We start from the raw sequence: 19,976 nt of genomic DNA on the forward strand, positions 1-19,976 counted from the left end.
ATCAGGAGACCCTTCCCATGCGTACCCAAGTCGCCATCATCGGCGCCGGCCCGGCCGGCCTGCTGCTGGGCCAACTGCTGCACGTTGCCGGCATCGACAACGTGATCGTCGAACGCCAGACCGGCGACTACGTGCTCGGCCGCATCCGCGCCGGCGTGCTGGAGCAGGTCACGATGGACCTGCTCAAGAAGGCCGGCGTCGATGCCCGTGCGCACGCAGAAGGCCTGCCGCACCACGGCATCGAGCTGCTCTTCCAGGGCCAGCGTCACCGCATCGACATGCACGCGCACACGCAGGGCCGGCAGGTGATGGTCTATGGCCAGACCGAGGTCACCCGCGATTTGATGGACGCCCGCGCCGCCGCCGGCCTGACCACCCTCTACGGTGCGGCCAATGTCAGCCTGCACGACTTCGACGGCGAGCGCCCCCGCGTGCGCTACGAGAAGGACGGCGCCACGCACGAGCTCGAATGCGACTTCATTGCCGGCTGCGACGGCTACCACGGCGTGAGCCGGGCCAGCGTGCCGGCCAGCGCCGTCAAGCTCTACGAGAAAATCTATCCCTTCGGCTGGCTGGGCATGCTGGCGGACGTGCCGCCGGTCTCCGACGAACTCATCTACTGCAACACCCCGCGCGGCTTCGCGCTGTGCAGCATGCGCAGCCGCACCCGCAGCCGCTACTACGTGCAGGTGCCGGTCGAAGAGAAGGTCGAGAACTGGAGCGACGACGCCTTCTGGAACGAGCTGCGCCTGCGCCTGGACCCGGAAGGCCGCGAGCGCCTGGTGACCGGCCCCGCGCTGGAAAAAAGCATCGCCCCGCTGCGCAGCTTCGTCGCCGAGCCGATGCGCTTCGGACGGCTGTTCCTGGCCGGCGATGCGGCGCACATCGTGCCGCCCACCGGCGCCAAGGGCCTGAACCTCGCGGCCTCGGACGTGGGTTACCTGTACCAGGCGCTGGAGCGCTACTACGGCGAGCGCAGCACCAGCGCGCTCGACCGCTATTCCGACCTCTGCCTGCGCCGCATCTGGAAGGCCGAGCGCTTCTCGTGGTGGTTCACCTCGCTGATGCACCGCTTCCCGGACACCGGCGACTTCGGCCAGAAGATCCAGGAGGCCGAGCTGGACTACCTGGTGCACTCGCCGGCGGCCTCGACCTCGCTGTCCGAGAACTACGTCGGCCTGCCGCTGGAATCGTTCTGAGCGGCACCCCGTGGACGCGGCCGGCGACTCGGCAGCGTCTCGCGGAGATGGATCGTGTCGAAGGCCGAGGCTTCCTGCCCGCGCAGGTGCAGCTCCAGCGCCAGCGTCCAGTGCCCGTCGGCGCCTTCGGACTGCCGGACGGCCAGCCAGCCTTCCCCGTCCCAGGCGCCCACGCCCTCGACCTGCAGCGTGAGGCCGCCAACGAGCGGAACCGACTCTTCGAGCAACACGGTGTCGGCCAACGAGTTGGCGAAGCGCATGGGTGCATGCAGGGGCGGTGCCACGATGGCGAGGCCCTGCAGGTCGAGCCCGATGTGCAGCCGCGCCACGGCCGAGCAGTGGTAGTCGCTGGACAGCAGCACCACGTTCTGGATGCGGTGCCGCACCAGGAGGTCGAAGAAGCGTTGCCGGTCGGCGGGCGACATCTGCCAGTTGTCGGCCTGCCGCGGCGCGGGGCGGCCGGCAAACTCCCGCAGGCCCGGCGCAATCACCGAGCCGCACATCACCCACTTCGGTGCATCGCCGTGCATCTGCTGCTCACGGCACAGCCAGTTCTCCAGCAGCCTCCAGCCGGTCTCCGACAGCAGCCGACGCGTGCCGAGTTGCCGCGAGGTGCGCGCATCCAGCATGAAGGCGGAGATGTCGCCGCAGCGGAAGGCGCCGTGGTGGCGCGCGTCGTCGGCGTCGCCTTCCGCGGCCGGAAAGGGATCCGGCCCGTGGGCGCGCTGGAAGGCGCGGTAGGCCGCGCGTGCGGTGAGCGCCCGCCATAGGCCGCCCTCGCCCAACCATAGCTGCTCGCGCGTCCAGTTGTCGACGATCTCGTGGTCGTCCAGCACCATGAAGAGCGGCAGCCGCTGGGCCAGCGCGCGGAAGCCGGGCGAACCCATGGCGTCGCGGTAGCGCGGCAGGATGCGCTCCAACTCTGAGGCCGTGTCGAAGAGGCCGGCACGCGCATCGGCATAGACCTGGTCGCCGAGCATGGCCATGAAGCGGGCGTCGCCCGTGCGGGCATGGGCGTGCGCCAGCGCTGCCAGGCTGGCGTCGGCACGCGCCGATTCGAAGCCCGTGATGCCCGGATGCCGGCACCCCGCGGCAAGGAAACAGGTGCCCCCCTCCGCGGGCCGGCGCAGGGCATCGGCCACGTGCAACCTTGCCTGCTCAGGCGTGGCCAGTTCACGGTCCACCCGCGACAGCGTGGCCGGGTCGGCGCGGCGCGCGGCGGCGGCGCGGCGCTCCAGCTCCGCCCGCAGCACGGCCACCAGGCCATCGGCATACCCATGCGGCAGCGGCGCGCCCTGCTCGACCACCGGGCCGATCAGGCCGTCCTCAGGCAGCACGACCTCGTCCGTGGTCGGGGGGACTGCGAAGGGCGCGGGCACCCGGTCCTCGGGCAAGGGCATGCGCCGGGCGGCGCGGACGAGCAGGCTCTGGTCGATGGTCAGGCGGAAGGGCGTGGCAGCGTCCGCGGCGGCGGCCGACACCATGCCCGGCGTCTGCCCGGTCAGCACCGCCAGGTCATGGGTGGCCTGGGCATCCTCATCCAGCATTTCTCTGGGCTCCCGGACACCGTTGGATGCCGACGGGGGCGTCTGGCCCGGCACGCCCGCAGGCACCAGCGGCGCGGCACCCGTCGGCCCGGCGCTGGCGTCGAAGGTGTAGAGCCCGAAGACGTCGATGTGCACGCCCTCCACGTCCGCAGGCAGCACCACATCGGCGACGAGCACGCTGACCGGAAAGGCCGTGCCCGGCGGCACGGTGTCGGACACCTGAGCCGGCGGCCGTGTCTGCAGGACCACGGTCCTCAGAGGCCAGGCCTGCGAGAGCCGCCATGACTCCCCCCGGAGCCGGCCGCACGCCAGCGTCATGCAGCCCACCAGGAGGCCGCCATGGCGGCGCCGGAATTCGGCCCACACCCGCACCACCGTCGCGCCGCCCTGCCCCGGCCGCACCCAGCCCATCAGCGGACCGGTCGCCGGCAGTTGCGCCCCGGCATGGCGCTGCACCTGCGGCGGGACCAGCGGGCGCGTCCACGCATCGGCCAGGAACTGCTCGATGCGCGGAAAGACCTGCTGCGCTGCGGCGCGGCCGATGGTGCAGTCGAAATGCGCGAAGCCCGGCAGCGGGTGGGCCGTGACCCGCGGCATGGGCTGAGCCGGATCGGAGGCGATCGAGCGCCCTTCCTCGCCGAAGACCCGGCGCAGCTGATCGGCGCTGCGCGCGAGGGAAGCGACGTCGAACAGCTGGTTGTCGCTGCCGTGCATGAGCATCATCGGCATGTCGAAATAGCGCCGGACCTTGTCGTCCGAGAGATAGTCGCGGCCATCGTCGTCCACCAGCCGCTCGTGCTGCACGCACTTGGCGCCATGCAGGAAGACGCCGAGGTTGGTGCGGCCGAAGTAGATGTCCAGCCGCTCGTGGAAAGTCTCGCCCAGGCGCCCGTGATCGAACAGCGGACTGAGCAGCCCGGACATGCGCTTGCAGGTGGTGGTGTCAGGCTGCTCGACGCGCAGATCGGCTTCGTGCGGGCAGGCCTGAGTCTTGTGCGGACAGCGCTGGGCATGCGGGCACGCCGGATCGTCGTGCGGGCAGGCCTCGCCGCGGGGAACGCAGGGCAGGTCTGCGTGCGGCATCGTGGCGAAGAGCCGGTCCAACAGCCCGTGCAGCAGGTCGGGCGTGCCGACGCCGGCGGCGAACTCCAGGAACTCGCGGCCGAGCACGTTGTGCATGAAGGCGCCCAGCTGCAGGCGCTGCTGCGCCGAGTTGGAGCCGATCACATAGGGTTGGAACTGCGAAAAAACGGCCCCGCCCAGGCGATGCACCTGGCCGTCGCCCTCGGGATGGCGCACGGCCAGGTGTCCGCCGGCCAGCGACATCGCCAGCGAAGCAGCGCCCACGCAATGGCTGAAGGCGTGGATGCGCAGCAGCTCGGGCGCCAGGTCGAGCTCCTGGCCCAGCTCTGCGCACACGCGGGCCACGGCCGACGGAATGTCGAAGGCCGCGATGTCGTCCATGGTCGAGAAGCGGGCGGAGGCATCCAGCAGCGGACTCACGCGGTACTCCAGCAGCCACAGGTCCCAGCCCTCGTCGTACAGCCGCGCCGCCAGCGCATCGGCGCCCATCAATGGCTCGACGAAGGGCAGCGTCGACTGGGCAAAGCCGTTGATCATCAGCAGCGCACGCACGCGGCAGGCCCCCTGCCCGTCGGGGGCGTGCACTTCGGGCCGGGGCTGCCGGTAGCGCACCAGCGCCAGGTCCATGGGCGAGGCCGCCGGATCCGCCAGCCGCGCGCGCACGCGCAGCCGGATCGGCGCACAGGGCGGCACCCGGCCGTGCCGACGGGTCTGCAGCAGAGGAAAGCCGCCATGGGTCCAGCCCTCGGGGAAATGCAGCCAGACCTGCTCGGCCTCGCCACCTGCCGGCGGCGCGGGCGGCACGGTGCGGCGAGCGTAGTCCGGCGCACGGAAGTCCAGCAGCCGCGTGCGCAACAGCCCGCGCGCGAGCATCAGCGGATAGCCCAGCGCGGCCATCGTCGCCGTCACGCTGTCGCGGCCGCTGTGCAGCTGGGGCAGCAGGTTGCGGGCGATGTCGGGCATGTCCATGCGCAGCCGACCCTGCAGCAGGACCTGGCCGGACGCGTCGCTCAGCGAGAGGGGCAGTTCGCCCAGTTGGCTCCAGACGCTGGGGCGCGGCACGGCGGGCCAGCCACCGGCCCATGCAGCGCGGCACCACTGCCCCAGGTCCTTCCAGGACGCTGCGCCATCGATGACCTTGGTGCCGCGCAGATGAAGCGGCGGCTCGGCCCTGGCCTTGTCCTTGTCCTCGACCTCCATGCGCAGGACCATGCGGTAATCGAAGACCCGTACTTCCGCGGCCTGCCACAGCATCCGGGCCACCCGCCACAGGTTGGCGGGTTTCAGCGAGAAGCTTCCGCCGCCCTCCTTGCCGGAATCCGGCAGCCAGCGGCTGAGGGTGTAGGTGAGGACCAGCCGCAGCCAGCGACTCGCATGCCGCCGCCAGGACTCCGGCTGGCGGGCATACAGGTCGGCATGGCCCTCTTCCACCCACAGCGTGCGCGGTGCGCGGCCTTCGAGCTGCACCAGCAGGCGCGACGCCTCATAGGCACTGGAGGGCGCCATCCGCGAGGGCTGGACGAGCGCCCGATGGCGCGGGTCGGCCAGGAAGCGCGCCCAGTCGCTCACCTCCATCTGGACGAAGAGCGAGGCGGCATCGCCCACGGGCACCGCGTCCCGAGGCAAGGGCCCGCACCATTGCTGCGAGGGCGATGGCTGCACGAGGCCGCGAAGCACCTCGCGCAGCGACGCACCCGGGGCGACGGCGCCGGCGGTGCTCGTCGGCCTGGGCGCAGGCACGACCGGCGCAGACAAGGGCCGAGGCACGGCGCCGGCCGGCGGGGGCATCCGTGCGGCCGACCCGGCATTCAGGCGCTGCACCAGGTCGGCGCAGCTGCGCTCGGCCAGGGCGGTGATGGTGAGCATGGGATTGACACCGAGCGATGTCGGCACCACCGAGCCGTCCATCACATACAGGCCTTCGTGCACATCGCTGCCCTGCGGTCCGCGGAAGACCTGCCCCAGGTGGTTGCACACCCCTTGCACCGCATCGTCGCCCATGGGGCAACCGCCGAGCGGATGGACGGTGACCAGCAACTGGCCCATGCCGGCCCCGCCCAGCAGCCCGTCCATGGTGGGCGGCAGGATGCCGCTGCCCGGATTGCGCAGGTAGCGCCCATCCTGGCCCGTGGCGGGCGCCACGCGGGCCCGGTGCAGCGGCGGCGCGGACGCCGCCTCGGGACGCGGCCACTGCCAGCGGATGCGGTCGCTGCGCGTGTCCAGGTCGATACGGGCCGGGCTGTCGTCGTGACCCATGCCCAGCAGCGTGAGCGAGTGGGTCAGGACCTTCGGCTGCGGCGCCAGGTCGTCCACCTCCGTCGATGCCGGACCGGCGGAGTCGTCCAGCCGGGCGAGCGTGGTGAGCGTCTGGATGAGCTCCTGGAACACGGGCGCCAGCAGCCCCGGCACGCCGCCATCCTGAACCAGGGTCGAGCGTCGCTCGTCCGCGGCATCCCGGAAGCGGATCATGGCCGAGATGGTCGGCCCGGCCGGTTCGGGGCTTCGGCCAGCGGCCGTGTCGCCCAGTGCGTTGGCCGGCGCATCCAGCTCGGCAATGCAGGCCACGTCGTCGCCGTTGCCGGACACCCGCTCGCCGAGCCGGTCGCTGGTGGCGAGCGGCGCGCGTGGCGCGCCCTCTGGCGTGGAACGGGAGCGCAGTAGGATCTCCGTGCTGCCGAAGGTGCCGGCGGCCAGCACCACCTGCCGTGCGCGCAGTTCATGGACCCAGCCGGCGCGGGCCGCGGCGCCTGCATGCTGGCGCTGGCCCTCGTACAGGCTGCGCTCGGCCGTGCGGACCACGCGCAGCACCCAGGGGAAGTCGCCATCCTCCTCGCGATGGACGCTGAGCACCGTCACGCCCGCGAAGAGCCGCGCCCCCGCCCGCCGGGCAGCGGGCAGGTAGGTCTTGGTGAGCGTCAGCTTGGCGTCGTCGTTGCATCCGCTGACGCAGTTGCCGCAGCCGGTGCAGGCCGACCGCGGGCCCAGCGCGCCCTCGTGCGCCGTGACCTGCCAGGGATGCAGGCAGACGGCGATGGGCACCTCCTCGAACTCGGGCCGGACCGCGGCGGAATCGCCCCGGGCCGGCCGGGAGGGCAGCCGGTCGTGCAGTCCGCGCAGCGCCTGGTACTTGCGCGTGCCCTGCGGGTCGAAGCAACGCTGGCCGTCCTCCGGCCTGGACAACTCCAGCATGGCACGGGCGCGGTCGAACCACGGCTGCAGGTTGGTGCGCCGGATGGCGGCAGGCCAGTGCTCGGACTGGAACACCACCGCTTCGGGCTGCAGGCCGACACCGGCGTTGATCAGGCTGCCGCCGCCCAGTCCGTTGCCCACGAGGGCCGCGGCGCCCTGCCCCACCCGGAAGTCGAAGAGCGCATCCTCATAGCCGGCCCCCTGGACGCCGGTCGTGCCCTGCCACTGGGCGCGCACGTACTTGCCGGCATCGCTCAGGTCGCTCGGGAATTCGCCAGCCACGTATTCCTGCCCGCGTTCGAGCACGACGACATTGAACGCGGCTTCGGCCAGCCGCAATGCCGCCACCGAGCCGCCGTAGCCGGAGCCCACGACGACGGCGTCGAAACGTCGCTGCTCATCGGGCGCTTCGAGCAGCGCCTCCAGGTTGTCGGAGAGCCACTGCATCGATCACCCTTTCGTTCATCATTCGTCCATGGCGCGGAACAGGCCCAGCACGGCGCGCAACTCTTCGGGATCCACCGGCTTTTCCAGCACCGGCAGGCCCTCGTCCGCCAGCCGCTGGCGAATGACCGCATCGGATTCGCCCGTGACGATGACGCAGCCCATCTCGGGCTGATCGCGGCGCAACGCCTCCAGGGCCATCAGGCCGTTTTCCGAAGGGCCGAGGTGGTAGTCGGCCAAGGCCACATGCGGCGGTCCCAGGCGCTGTACCGCAGCGGCCACCTCGCTGCCGCTGCGGCAGGTGGCGACCACACAGCCCCATTGCTCCAGCAGGGCGCGGGTGGCGTCGAGCACCGTTGCCTCGTCGTCCAGTACCAGCACGCGCAGGCCCTGCAGGTCGGGCAGCACCACCTCGGGCTCGACGGCCTGCTCGTCGCTGGGTTGCGCCAACGGCAGCATCAGGGTGACCCGCGTACCGGAGCGGCGGACCGGGTCGACGAATTCCATGTGCAAGCGGGCGTTGAGCAGCCTGGCCAGGCGCTGCACGATCGACAGCCCCAGCCCCATGCCGGACGAGACCACGTGGCGGCTGCGATAGAACTCGTCGAACACCCGGTCCTGCTCCTCCACCGGGATGCCCGGGCCCGTGTCGGAGACCTCCAGCATCACGCCATCGGGCTGCGTGGACAGCGCCAGACACACCCCGCCATCGGCGCCATGCTTGAGCGCGTTGTCGAGCAGGTTGCGCAGCACCCGCTCGAGCAGCGCCAGGTCGGTGCGGACATGCGCCGTCTCGGCCCGGCATTCCCAGCGCCGGCCGCCTTCGAGGCACAGGGCGCGGTACTCGATGTCCAGGCGCGCGACCAGCGGCGCGATGGGCACGTAGCGCAGTTCGGGCCGCAGCGCCCCGCTGTCCATCCGCGAGAGATCCAGGATGGCGGAGAAAAGCTGCTGCAGCCCCTCCAGCGCGATGGCCAGGGCCTCGCGCGCCCGGTGGATGTCCTCTGCGGTGGTGGCACGCGCCAGCACCCCGCCCAGCAGCCCGATGGCATGCAGCGGCTGGCGCAGGTCGTGGCTGGCCGTCATGATGAAGCGGGTCTTGGCGGCGTTGGCCGCCGACAGCTGCTTGACCAGTTGCGCGTTCTCGGCGCGGATGGCGATGCCCTCGGCCACGCGGCGGGAAAAGCCGTGGGCGAAGACGCTCAGCACCAGCCAGTACATGAAGAGGCCGCCGAAGATCGCCGGAGCAAGCTGGGGCGTGAAGTCCCGCCCCCAACCCGCGGCCACGCCCCCCAGCATCAGCCCCAGATAGCCGGCGTACAGCCGAGGCACGATGCCCAGGGATGACATGCCCGCTGCACCCCAGCAGCAATAGAAGAGCGTCACCAGCAATCGCGTCTCGGTCTGCATGCGCGGAAGCCCCAGCAGGGGCAGGCTGACCAGGGCAAAGGCCAGCAGCAACGAGGAGGCCCAGAGGATGCGTCGTGCGCTGCGCGTGGGACGCCCTTGCGACAGCCAGCGGGCCGCCACGGCCATGACGCGGTTGCGCAGCAGCAGAGACCCCGCCGCGGCCACGCTCCAGGCGAGAACGCCTGATGCACCCACATCCCGCCATGCGACCGCGGCGAGGATCAACACACCCACCAGGGCCAGCCTGGCCGCGGCGGCGGCCTGGGCCAGGGCGAAGCTGATCAGGTCGCGGTCGTGCGCCTCAGCATCCAAGCGTGATGCCTCGCCGATGCGCTTCCACCACCGCCTGCGCACGGGAGCTGACATTGAGGGCCCGGAACACCGCCACCGTGTGGCTCTTGACCGTGCCTTCGGACAGGCCGAGCGTGCGTGCCACCTGCTTGGCCGACATGCCGTGCAGCAGGCAGTTCAGCACGTCGCGTTGCCGGGCCGACAGCGACAGCCCATCGTCCGGCACCGCGCGGCCCCGGCCGCCGGCCTTGGCCGTGATGCTTTCGGGCAGCGCAAGCCGGCGGCCGCAGACATCCTTGAGCGCCTGGAAGAGCACCGTCTCGCTCGCCGACTTGAACAGATAGCTGGAAGCACCGGCCTGCAGCGCCGCATCGACGCTCTGGGGGCTTTCGTCCGCAGAAAGGACGAGCACGGCCAGTTCCGGCCGCAGCTGCTTGACCTCCGACAGGACGCTCAGGCCGGACATGCCCGGCAACTGAAGGTCGAGCACCAACAGGTCGAAGTCGCGGCGCCCACGCAGAACCTCGACGAGGTCGCGGGCGTTGCCGGTCTCGGTGACATCGCTGGTGGGATCGACCTGACGCGCGAGCAACCGCAGTGCCGTCCGGATGGGCGGATGGTCATCACAGATCAGCAGGCGGAACACGCAAGCTCCAGGAAAGGCGGATCGCCTCGAATAGTTCTCCACGCCGGCAAAGCCTTGGGCCGGCGCCCTCATGGCTGCCTCGCGGCGGCCGGCCGAGAGTGTGCCGCAATCCAGGCCCTTACCCTTCGCCTTTTTGGGGGAAATCGGAGGGTGCGGCCCATTGGAAGCGGCGCGTGCCGGGATCGCGCCCGGCATGCGCCAGAATCCAGCCGTGGCACGACTTCCCCGCAAACTGCCGTGGCTCGCCGCTGGTGAGCCGCTCCCACCGCCAGCAACCGCGTGGGGGCCCCAAGATCCCGTTCCGGGCGTCGTGGCGGCCGGCGGCGCACTGGACGTGCCGACGTTGCTCGACGCCTATGGCCACGGCATCTTCCCGTGGTTCGGCGACGACCAGCCCATCCTGTGGTGGAGCCCGGACCCGCGGATGGTGCTCCGGCCTGGCGCCTTCCGCTTGCACCGCTCGCTGCGCAAGACCCTGCTGGCGTTTCGCCAGCAGGCGCCGCGGTGCGAGATCCGCATCGACCATGCATTCGCCGACGTGATCACCGCCTGCGCCGAGGCGCCCCGGGCGGGCCAGTCGGGCACCTGGATCCTCCCCGAGATGCAGCAGGCCTATGTGGCACTGCACCGCGCCGGCCACGCGCACAGCGTGGAGACCTGGATCGACGGACAACTCGCGGGCGGCCTCTATTGCGTGGCATTGGGCCGGGCGGTCTTCGGCGAATCGATGTTCGCGCGGCGCACCGACGCCTCGAAGATCGCACTGGCGGCCCTGGTGGCCTTCTGCCGCCACCACGGCGTGCAGGCCATCGACTGCCAGCAGAACACCGCCCATCTGGCCAGCCTGGGCGCGAGCGAATGGCCACGGGCGCAGTTCCTCGCCCATATCGGCGATGCATGCAGGCAGCCGCCCATTCCTGCATGGCAATTCGACCCCATATACTGGAACGAACTTCTGCCGGCACAGCAATGACGCTCCTCAAGGATCTGCCGCTCCAGACGCTGCAGTTCTACGCGACAGCGCCCTACCCCTGCAGCTATCTGCCCGACCGTCAGGCGCGCTCCCAGGTGGCCACGCCCAGCCACCTCATCAACAGCGACGCCTACTCCGACCTGGTGCTGGGCGGCTTCCGCCGCAGCGGAATGTTCACCTACCGCCCCTACTGCGACGGTTGCCGCGCCTGCATCCCCCTGCGCATCCTGGCGGAACATTTCGCTCCCAGCCGCAGCCAGCGCCGCGCCGCGCAACGCCACCAGCATCTGCAGGCCCGGGTGCTGCGACTGTGCTTCGTGCCCGAGCACTACCAGCTGTACCTGCGCTACCAGAACGGCCGCCACGCCGGCGGGGGCATGGACCACGACAGCATCGACCAGTACACCCAGTTCCTGCTCCAGAGCCGCGTCAACTCACGGTTGGTCGAGTTCCGCGAGCCGGCCGACGACGGCAGTCCCGGCGCCCTGAAGATGGTGTCCATCCTGGACGTGCTCAACGACGGACTGTCGGCCGTCTACACCTTCTACGAGCCGGAGGAAGGTGCTGCCTATGGCACCTACGGCGTGCTCTGGCAGATTGCCCAGGCGCGCGAACTCGGCTTGCCGCACGTCTACCTGGGCTACTGGATCGAGCACAGCAACAAGATGGCCTACAAGGCCAAGTTCGCCCCCCACCAGATCCTGGTGGACGGTGAATGGCGCGAAGTTTGATTTCACGCTATAAAATGGCGGCCGTTTGGTTCAGTGCCGTCCCATGAGAAAGAACAACACCGACGTTCCTGCCACGCCCGTCATCCAGGTCATCGAGCGCATGTTCGCCCTGATCGACGTGCTGGCGTCTCGCGAGGACGCGATCTCCCTCAAGGAGATCAGCGAAAAGACGGGGCTCCATCCCTCCACCACCCACCGCATCCTCAACGACCTCGCCGTCGGACGTTTCGTGGACCGGCCGGAACCGGGCAGCTATCGCCTCGGTATGCGGCTGCTCGAACTGGGCAATCTGGTCAAAGGCCGGCTGAATGTTCGCGACGCCGCCCTGGGGCCGATGCGCGAATTGCACAAGCTCACGCAGCAGCCGGTCAACCTGAGCGTGCGGCAAGGCGATGAGATCGTCTACGTGGAGCGGGCCTACAGCGAACGCTCCGGCATGCAGGTGGTGCGGGCCATCGGCGGCCGTGCGCCACTGCACCTCACCTCCACCGGCAAGCTGTTCCTCGCTGCCGACGAACAGCAGCGCGTGCGCAGCTACGCGACGCGCACCGGTCTCGCAGGCCACACTCGCAACAGCATCACGCAGTTACCTGTCCTGGAGCGCGAACTCGCCCGGGCGCGGCAGTACGGCATCGCGCGGGACAACGAGGAACTGGAACTCGGGGTGCGCTGCATGGCGGCAGGCATCTACGACGACCAGGGCAAGCTCGTGGCGGGCCTGTCCATCTCGGCCCCCGCCGATCGGCTCGATGACGGCTGGCTCCCCAAGTTGCAGGCCACGGCGAACGAGATCTCGGGCGCGCTCGGCTACTCGGATGCGACGCCGCCCTCTGCCGACATGGCACAGCCGGCCAGGGCGGCCTGACGCCACAGCGTCGTTCACGGTTCCCGGCGCGCCGCGGGTACGCCGACGCAAAACGCAAAGGGCCCTCGAGAGGGCCCTTGGTTCATCTGGAGCAGCCCATACTGCCCCGGGGGTCAGCCAGAAATCTGGCTGCTGGCCGTATGCATCGGCGCGAAGCGGTTGGTCTCCACCCAGCGGCGAACGCGCTCGGCATCGGCGATCCGGCTGAACTTGCCGGCAGAGTCCAGGAACACCATGATGAGCTTGCGGCCGGCGACGCGCGCCTGCATCACCAGGCACTGTCCGGCCTCGGAGATGTAGCCCGTCTTCTGCAGACCGATGTCCCAATCGGGGCTGCGCACCAGCCGGTTGGTGGTGTTGAACTGCAGCATGCGGTTGCCCACCTCCACCTGGTATTCCGGCGAGGTCGTCAGGCTGCGCACCAGCGAATCCTGCGACGCGACAGCCACGAGAAGGGCCAGGTCCTGGGCCGTGGACTGATTGCTGCTCGACAGACCCGTGGGCTCGACATAGCGGGTGTCCTTCATGCCGATCATCCGCGCCTTGGCATTCATCACGCTCACGAAGGTGGCCAGACCGCCTGGGTAGGTACGCCCCAGCGCATGAGCGGCCCGGTTCTCGCTCGACATCAGGGCAAGATGCAACAGTTCGCCGCGCGGCAGCGTGGTGCCCACGGCCAGGCGCGAACGGCTGAACTTCTCGGTGTCCACATCGTCCTGGGTGATAGTGATCGGCTCGTCCATCGGCAACTTCGCCTCGCTGATCAGCAGGCCCGTCATGAGCTTGGTGATCGAGGCGATGGGCAGCACGGCATGGTCGTTCTTGCTCAGCAGCACTTCGCGGGTGTCCTGATCCATCACCAGCGCCACGCTCGACTTCAGGTCCAGCGGGTCCTGCGAGTGATGAAGGCCAGCGAGTTGGCCATAGGACTGGCGGGGCGGCTCGGCGACGCGCACCACGGAGCGACGCTGCACGGCCACCACCGTCTTGCCGCCACTCTTTCGCACCGTCGCGACCACATTCCGGCCACCGCGCACGGCACGCTCCTCGATGCGGTTCTTGGACGCCTTGGTGGCGGGCTTGGCCGCGACCTTGCTGGTGGCAGTTGGCCGCTTGGCCGCGGCCTGCTGCTTCTTGCCAGTGGCATGGGCGGCGGGCGTCAGGAAGGAAACTGCGCAAAGCGCCACGGCCAGAAGGCGCAGCGCGGGCAAGTACCGCTGTGAAGGAATTCGGGGCAAAACAGGCTGCGCGGGGGCTTCGGCCATCAACTACTCCAGCGGCATGGAAATCGACAAGGTGCCGCAGTCTATCGAATACAAAAAAGAGACGCAAATCAGTGACTTGCGCCCCCTTCTTCATGCAAGCCGAAGAACGCTCGAAACTAACCCTGCGCCGCCACGCGCTCAGTCTGGCTGTGCAGCTTGTTCAGGGCGCTGAGGTACGCCTTGGCCGAGGCCACCACGATGTCGGGATCGGCCCCGACACCGTTGACCACGCGCCCCGCATTCTGCAGCCGCACCGTCACTTCGCCCTGGCTTTCGGTCGAGCCACTGATGGCATTGACCGAGTACAGCACCATCTCGGCGCCACTCTTCACATGCGACTCGATGGCCTTGAGCGAAGCGTCGACCGGGCCGTTGCCGCCCGATTCGCCCACCACCTCCTTGCCCTGGTCGATGAAGACCACACGGGCATGAGGCTGCTCACCGGTCTCGCTGTGCTGTGAAAGCGACACAAAGCTGAACTGCTCGTCAACGTTCGACTGCTGCTCGGCGCTGACAAGGGCAAGGATGTCCTCGTCGAAAATCTCGGCCTTGCGATCCGCCAACTCCTTGAAGCGCAGGAAGGCGGCGTTCAGGTCGGCCTCGCTGTCCATCGAGACGCCCAGGTCTTGCAATCGCTGCTTGAAGGCGTTGCGGCCGCTGAGCTTGCCCAGCACGATCTTGTTGGCCGTCCAGCCCACGTCCTCGGCGCGCATGATCTCGTAGGTGTCGCGGGCCTTGAGCACGCCATCCTGGTGGATGCCGGAGGCATGCGCGAAGGCATTGGCGCCCACCACGGCCTTGTTGGGCTGCACGACGAAGCCGGTGGTCTGGCTGACCATGCGGCTGGCCGCCACGATGTGCTGGGTATCGATGTTGAGGTCGAGTCCGAAGTAGTCCTTGCGGGTCTTCACCGCCATCACGATCTCTTCGAGCGAGCAGTTGCCCGCGCGCTCGCCCAGGCCGTTGATGGTGCATTCGACCTGGCGGGCGCCGCCGATCTTCACGCCGGCCAGCGAGTTGGCCACCGCCATGCCCAAGTCGTTGTGGCAGTGCACCGACCAGATGGCCTTGTCGCTGTTGGGAACACGTTCGCGCAGCGTCTTGATGAACTGGCCGTAGAGCTCGGGGATCGCGTAGCCCACCGTGTCGGGCACGTTGATGGTCGTGGCGCCTTCGGCGATCACGGCCTCGAGCACGCGGCAGAGAAAGTCCACGTCGCTGCGGTAGCCGTCCTCGGGGCTGAATTCCACATCGGCCACCTTGTTGCGGGCGAAGCGCACGGCCAGCTTCGCCTGCTCCAGCACCTGCTCCGGCGTCATCCGCAGCTTCTTCTCCATGTGCAGCGGCGACGTGGCGATGAAAGTGTGGATGCGCGCCCGCGCCGCGCCCGCGAGGGCGTCCGCGGCGCGCGAGATGTCGCGGTCGTTGGCACGCGAGAGGCCGCACACGGTGGAGTCCTTGATGGCGTTGGCGATGGCCTGCACCGCCTCGAAGTCGCCATTGGAGCTGGCGGGAAAACCAGCCTCGATCACGTCGACCTTGAGCCGCTCCAACTGGCGCGCGATGCGCAGCTTCTCGTCACGCGTCATCGAGGCGCCTGGCGACTGCTCGCCGTCGCGCAAGGTGGTGTCGAAAATGATCAGCTGGTCGGTCATCATGGGCTCCTTGTCCGTGTACGTTCTGCGTCAGGCCACCTCGGCGGCAACCGACGATTGTGCCTGCTGCGCCTCTGCACCTCCGGCACGCTGCATGCCCGAGACGATGGCCTTGAGCGCGGCGGCCGTGGTGTCGGCATCGATGCCGACGCCGAACACCGTGCGCGAATCGCCCATGCGCATCTCCACATAGGCCACCGAGCGCGCGTCGGCCCCGGCGCCGATGGCATGCTGGTGGTAGTCCATCACGCGGATCGGCTGTCCGATGGCCTCGGCCACGGCCCGGCTGAAGGCATCGATGGGCCCGTTGCCGCGGCCTTCGATGGCCACTGATTCGCCGGCCCACATGAGTTCGCCACGCAGCACGGTGAGCGCCTGGTCGCCCTCGCCTTCCACGGACTGCACGCGCTGGCGCAGGCCCTGGGCGCCGTCCATGCGGTACTCGCGGCGGAAGATGCTCCAGAGGTCGGCCGCGCCCAGTTCCTTGCCTTCCACGTCCATCACCTGCTGCACCACCTGGCTGAACTCGATCTGCAGGCGGCGCGGCAATTCGAGGCCGTATTCGCTTTCGAGCAGGTACGAGATACCGCCCTTGCCCGACTGGCTGTTCACGCGGATCACGGCTTCGTAGCTGCGGCCCACGTCCTTCGGGTCGATCGGGAGGTAGGGGATGTCCCAGATGTCGCCGTCCTTGCGCGCCGAGAAGGCTTTCTTGATCGCATCCTGGTGCGAGCCCGAGAACGATGTGTAGACCAGGTCACCCACATAGGGATGGCGCGGGTGCACGGGAATCTGGTTGCAATGCTCGACCGTAGCGCGGATGTCGTCGATGTGCGAGAAGTCGAGGCCCGGCGACACGCCCTGCGTGTAGAGGTTGAGCGCCACGTTCACGACGTCGAGGTTGCCGGTGCGCTCGCCATTGCCGAAGAGACAGCCTTCCAGGCGGTCCGCACCGGCCATCACTGCGAACTCGGCAGCGGCCGTACCCGTCCCACGATCGTTGTGCGGGTGCACCGAAAGCACGATGGATTCACGCCGCGCCAGATTGCGGTGCATCCACTCGATCATGTCCGCGAAGATGTTCGGCGTGGAATGCTCGACCGTGGACGGCAGGTTGACGATGCACTTGCGCTCGGGCGTCGGTGCCCAGACCTCGGTCACGGCATCGACGACACGCTTGGAGAAGGCCAGGTCGGTGCCGGAGAACATCTCGGGCGAATACTGGAAGGTCCATTGGGTGGCCGGCTGGCGCGCGGCCTGGTCCTTGAACATCCGCGCATGGGTCACGGCGAGTTCGACGATGCCGTCTTCGTCGAGGCCGAGCACCACGCGCCGCATGACCGGCGCCACGGCGTTGTAGAGGTGCACGATGGCGCGCGGTGCGCCTTGCAGAGATTCGAAGGTGCGTTCGATCAGGTGTTCGCGGGCCTGGGTCAGGACCTGGATCGTCACGTCATCGGGAATGCGGTCTTCCTCGATCAGCTTGCGCACGAAGTCGAATTCGGTCTGCGACGCCGAGGGGAAGCCGACCTCGATCTCCTTGAAGCCGATGGCCACGAGGGTCTCGAACATGCGCATCTTGCGATTGAGATCCATCGGCTCCACCAAAGCCTGGTTTCCGTCGCGCAGGTCGGTCGACAGCCAGATCGGCGCACGAGTGATGACGGCGTCGGGCCAGGTGCGGTCCTTGAGGCCGATCGGTGCGAAGGCGCGGTACTTGGTGTGAGGCTGCTGAAGCATGTCGATTTCTCTGCAAGAGGTTGGAACCGACCAGCAACCCCATAGACAAACGGCCCGTTGCTGGTGCAAACGGGCCGTGTCGAGGGTGTTTTGCGCGTGCGCCTTTACCTTCTCCGCCCGTCGGGGGAGATCAGTAGTAGGGCCAGGGCAAAAACGTTCATGAGGGCTCCGACTCTAACACAGGGCCCGATCATTCGTGCAACCCACGCTCGTCGGGCTCGTCGGTGGAAATGCTGATCATGCTCACCGGTTGGCCTTTGGCCTTGCGCCATGCATAGATCGCGTAGCCACTCAGGCCATAGAGCACGAAGAGGCAGAACAGCACGGTGGGCGGATGGATGTTGATCACCGCGATGCCAAGCGCGATCAGCACCAACGTGGCGAAAGGCACGCTCTTGCGGATCTGCATGTCCTTGAAGCTGTAGAACGGCGCATTGGTCACCATCGACAGTCCCGCGTACAGCGTGAAGAAGAAGGTGATCCAGGTGATCTGCGTCCAGCTCAGGTACCAGACGTCCGCGCCGCGCCGACCCCAGTCGGTCATCAGCCAGATGAAGCCGGCCACCAGCGCCGCTGCGGCGGGCGAAGGGAGACCCTGGAACCAACGCTTGTCGACCACGCCAGTGTTAACGTTGAAGCGCGCCAACCGCAGCGCCGCGCAGGCACAGTACACGAAGGCAGCGATCCAGCCCCAGCGGCCCAGGCCCTTGAGCGACCATTCGTAGGCGATGAGCGCCGGCGCCGCGCCGAAGGACACCATGTCCGCCAGCGAGTCCATCTGCTCGCCGAAGGCACTCTGGGTGTGCGTCATGCGTGCCACGCGGCCGTCCAGGCTGTCGAGCACCATGGCGCAAAACACGCCCACCGTGGCCAGGTCGAAGCGGCCGTTCATGGCCATGACGATGGCATAGAAGCCACCGAACAGCGCCGCCAGCGTGACCAGGTTGGGCAGTACGTAGATGCCCTTGCGGCGCTTGCGGATCGGCGCGTCGTTCAAGGGGGAGTGGTCGTGCATGAATTCGGCCTCCGGCCTTCCGGGAAACGTGGCAGTGTAGTCAATGACGTCGCCGCGCCCCGCGGCGGATTGCCGCTTCCAAAGGACATCGGCGCACACGCCATCAAGGGTGACGACAAAGAAAAAGGCCACCGCACGCGGTGGCCTTTGCGGCTGGCGAAGATGCCCCGCCGAAGCCCGATCAGTTACGGGTCTGGTCGACCAGCTTGTTCTTGGCGATCCAGGGCATCATGGCGCGCAGTTGGCCACCGACCTGCTCGATGGAGTGGTCGGCAGTGTTGCGGCGGCGGGCCGTCATCGACGGGTAGTTCAGGCGGCCTTCCTGGATGAACATTTTGGCGTAGTCGCCGTTCTGGATGCGCTTGAGGGCGTTGCGCATGGCGGCGCGCGACTGATCGTTGATCACCTCGGGGCCGGTCACGTACTCGCCGAACTCCGCATTGTTGGAGATCGAGTAGTTCATGTTGGCGATGCCGCCTTCATAGATCAGGTCGACGATCAGCTTGAGCTCGTGCAGGCACTCGAAGTAGGCCATCTCGGGCGCGTACCCGGCTTCCACCAGCGTCTCGTAGCCCATCTTGATCAGTTCGACCGCGCCGCCGCACAGCACGGCCTGCTCGCCGAACAGGTCGGTCTCGGTCTCTTCCTTGAAGTTGGTCTCGATGATGCCGGCCTTGCCGCCGCCATTGGCCATGGCGTAGCTCAGGGCCAGGTCACGAGCCTTGCCGGACTTGTCCTGGTGCACGGCCACGAGGTGGGGCACGCCGCCGCCCTGGGCATAGGTGGAACGAACGGTGTGGCCCGGAGCCTTGGGCGCCACCATCCACACGTCCAGATCGGCGCGGGGCACGACCTGGTTGTAGTGCACGTTGAAGCCGTGGGCGAAGGCCAGCGAGGCGCCTTCCTTGATGTTCGGCTCGACGTTGTTCTTGTAGACCTCGGCGATCTGCTCGTCGGGCAGCAGGATCATCACGACGTCGGCGGACTTCACGGCGTCATTGACCTCGAGGACGTTCAGGCCGGCCTTGCCGACCTTGTCCCACGAAGCGCCGCCCTTGCGCAGACCGACCACGACCTTCACGCCGCTGTCGTTCAGGTTCTGCGCATGCGCGTGGCCTTGCGAGCCGTAGCCGATGATGGCGACGGTCTTGCCCTTGATTAGGCTCAGGTCACAGTCCTTGTCGTAAAAAACTTTCATGTCTTCTCTCCGGTTGGATGATGCGTTTGCGATGCGTGGATGCCGTCCGTGCTGAGCCTGTCGAAGGGCTCATTGCAGTCCCGCAGGCCGGCTGGCGCGCGGGGCTTCGACAGGCTCGGACCGGACGGGCAAGGACCGAGCCCCGATCTCGTCACACGCGCAGGATGCGTTCGCCACGCCCGATGCCGCTCGGGCCCGTTCGCACCGTCTCGAGGATGGCGCTGCGGTCGATGGCGTCGAGGAAGGCGTCGTTCTTGCCGTGGTCGCCGGTGAGCTCGATGGTGTAGCTCTTGTCGGTCACGTCGATGATGCGGCCACGGAAGATGTCGGCCATGCGCTTCATCTCCTCGCGTTCCTTGCCCACGGCGCGCACCTTCACCATCATGAGCTCGCGCTCGGTGTAGGCGCCTTCGGTCAGGTCGACCACCTTGACCACCTCAATGAGGCGGTTGAGGTGCTTGGTGATCTGCTCGATCACGTCGTCCGAACCCTGGGTCTGGATGGTCATGCGCGACAAACTCGGGTCTTCGGTGGGGGCGACCGTCAGCGACTCGATGTTGTAGCCGCGGGCCGAGAACAGGCCCACCACGCGGGAGAGTGCGCCGGGCTCGTTCTCGAGCAGCACGGCAATGATGTGCTTCATGGTGTCGATTCCTCTTTTCGCCGCCCTCCCCTGCGCACGGTAATGCGCAGGCTTGGCGGGCAATAGATTCGTCTGGAAGAAA

Annotated in this window: 13 protein-coding genes; 4 read left to right on the forward strand and 9 right to left on the reverse strand. The window is 68.3% G+C overall.

What is annotated here, in order from left to right:
- The first annotated feature begins 17 nt into the window (after positions 1-17).
- Positions 18-1,199, forward strand: coding sequence for a 4-hydroxybenzoate 3-monooxygenase (gene pobA, locus ABIC63_RS03150; protein ID WP_294369482.1), 1,182 nt, complete (start codon positions 18-20; stop codon positions 1,197-1,199).
- Here pobA and ABIC63_RS03155 read toward each other — a convergent pair.
- From ABIC63_RS03155 to ABIC63_RS03165, 3 genes are read right to left on the reverse strand one after another with little or no spacing between them, the layout of a single operon-like run.
- A complete protein-coding gene (locus ABIC63_RS03155; protein ID WP_354318657.1) occupies positions 1,169-7,465 on the reverse strand; it encodes an alkaline phosphatase D family protein in 6,297 nt (2,098 codons plus the stop codon). The genes pobA and ABIC63_RS03155 overlap by 31 nt on opposite strands.
- A gap of 18 nt (positions 7,466-7,483) precedes the next feature.
- A complete protein-coding gene (locus ABIC63_RS03160) occupies positions 7,484-9,184 on the reverse strand; it encodes a hybrid sensor histidine kinase/response regulator (protein ID WP_354318658.1) in 1,701 nt (566 codons plus the stop codon).
- Positions 9,174-9,809, reverse strand: a complete 636-nt coding sequence (locus ABIC63_RS03165) for a response regulator (RefSeq protein WP_017759062.1) — start codon at positions 9,807-9,809, stop codon at positions 9,174-9,176. Before ABIC63_RS03165 ends, ABIC63_RS03160 begins: the two co-directional genes overlap by 11 nt.
- Positions 9,810-10,002: 193 nt before the next feature.
- On the opposite strand from ABIC63_RS03165, the gene aat reads away from it, so the two are divergent.
- The 3 genes from aat to ABIC63_RS03180 are packed head-to-tail and all read left to right on the forward strand — an operon-like array spanning position 10,003 to position 12,378.
- Positions 10,003-10,782 (forward strand): leucyl/phenylalanyl-tRNA--protein transferase, encoded by a 780-nt coding sequence (gene aat, locus ABIC63_RS03170; protein ID WP_502935840.1) that lies wholly within the window; start codon positions 10,003-10,005, stop codon positions 10,780-10,782.
- On the forward strand, positions 10,779-11,513 hold the full coding sequence (locus tag ABIC63_RS03175) for an arginyltransferase (protein ID WP_294369494.1): 735 nt from the start codon (positions 10,779-10,781) through the stop codon (positions 11,511-11,513). Before aat ends, ABIC63_RS03175 begins: the two co-directional genes overlap by 4 nt.
- Before the next feature lie 43 nt (positions 11,514-11,556).
- Complete coding sequence (locus ABIC63_RS03180; RefSeq protein WP_017759059.1) at positions 11,557-12,378, forward strand: IclR family transcriptional regulator; 822 nt, start codon at positions 11,557-11,559, stop codon at positions 12,376-12,378.
- A gap of 113 nt (positions 12,379-12,491) precedes the next feature.
- Here the strand turns inward: ABIC63_RS03180 and ABIC63_RS03185 are convergent, their stop codons facing one another.
- From ABIC63_RS03185 to ilvN, 6 genes are all read right to left on the reverse strand, one after another.
- Complete coding sequence (locus ABIC63_RS03185; RefSeq protein WP_502935841.1) at positions 12,492-13,589, reverse strand: serine hydrolase; 1,098 nt, start codon at positions 13,587-13,589, stop codon at positions 12,492-12,494.
- Between the two features lie 170 nt (positions 13,590-13,759).
- Entirely contained in the window at positions 13,760-15,298 is a 1,539-nt protein-coding gene (locus tag ABIC63_RS03190; protein WP_294369501.1) for a 2-isopropylmalate synthase, read from the reverse strand.
- Between the two features lie 30 nt (positions 15,299-15,328).
- Positions 15,329-17,038, reverse strand: a complete 1,710-nt coding sequence (leuA, locus tag ABIC63_RS03195) for a 2-isopropylmalate synthase (RefSeq protein ID WP_354318661.1) — start codon at positions 17,036-17,038, stop codon at positions 15,329-15,331.
- A gap of 190 nt (positions 17,039-17,228) precedes the next feature.
- Positions 17,229-18,053 (reverse strand): CDP-diacylglycerol--serine O-phosphatidyltransferase, encoded by an 825-nt coding sequence (gene pssA, locus ABIC63_RS03200; RefSeq protein ID WP_017759055.1) that lies wholly within the window; start codon positions 18,051-18,053, stop codon positions 17,229-17,231.
- A gap of 181 nt (positions 18,054-18,234) precedes the next feature.
- Positions 18,235-19,251, reverse strand: coding sequence for a ketol-acid reductoisomerase (gene ilvC, locus ABIC63_RS03205; protein ID WP_017759054.1), 1,017 nt, complete (start codon positions 19,249-19,251; stop codon positions 18,235-18,237).
- A 151-nt stretch (positions 19,252-19,402) separates the two neighbouring features.
- Positions 19,403-19,894, reverse strand: a complete 492-nt coding sequence (gene ilvN, locus ABIC63_RS03210) for an acetolactate synthase small subunit (RefSeq protein ID WP_017759053.1) — start codon at positions 19,892-19,894, stop codon at positions 19,403-19,405.
- Positions 19,895-19,976: the final 82 nt, after the last annotated feature.

Source organism: Pseudacidovorax sp. 1753, assembly GCF_040544975.1.
GTDB lineage: Bacteria > Pseudomonadota > Gammaproteobacteria > Burkholderiales > Burkholderiaceae_C > Xenophilus.

What these genes read in the sequence shown, in the direction of transcription:
- pobA (WP_294369482.1), top strand. Translation starts at nt 18, where the DNA reads ATGCGTACCCAAGTCGCCATCATCGGCGCCGGCCCGGCCGGCCTGCTG.
- ABIC63_RS03155 (WP_354318657.1), bottom strand. Translation starts at nt 7,465, where the DNA reads ATGCAGTGGCTCTCCGACAACCTGGAGGCGCTGCTCGAAGCGCCCGAT.
- aat (WP_502935840.1), top strand. Translation starts at nt 10,003, where the DNA reads ATGCGCCAGAATCCAGCCGTGGCACGACTTCCCCGCAAACTGCCGTGG.
- ABIC63_RS03175 (WP_294369494.1), top strand. Translation starts at nt 10,779, where the DNA reads ATGACGCTCCTCAAGGATCTGCCGCTCCAGACGCTGCAGTTCTACGCG.
- ABIC63_RS03180 (WP_017759059.1), top strand. Translation starts at nt 11,557, where the DNA reads ATGAGAAAGAACAACACCGACGTTCCTGCCACGCCCGTCATCCAGGTC.
- ABIC63_RS03190 (WP_294369501.1), bottom strand. Translation starts at nt 15,298, where the DNA reads ATGACCGACCAGCTGATCATTTTCGACACCACCTTGCGCGACGGCGAG.
- leuA (WP_354318661.1), bottom strand. Translation starts at nt 17,038, where the DNA reads ATGCTTCAGCAGCCTCACACCAAGTACCGCGCCTTCGCACCGATCGGC.
- pssA (WP_017759055.1), bottom strand. Translation starts at nt 18,053, where the DNA reads ATGCACGACCACTCCCCCTTGAACGACGCGCCGATCCGCAAGCGCCGC.
- ilvC (WP_017759054.1), bottom strand. Translation starts at nt 19,251, where the DNA reads ATGAAAGTTTTTTACGACAAGGACTGTGACCTGAGCCTAATCAAGGGC.
- ilvN (WP_017759053.1), bottom strand. Translation starts at nt 19,894, where the DNA reads ATGAAGCACATCATTGCCGTGCTGCTCGAGAACGAGCCCGGCGCACTC.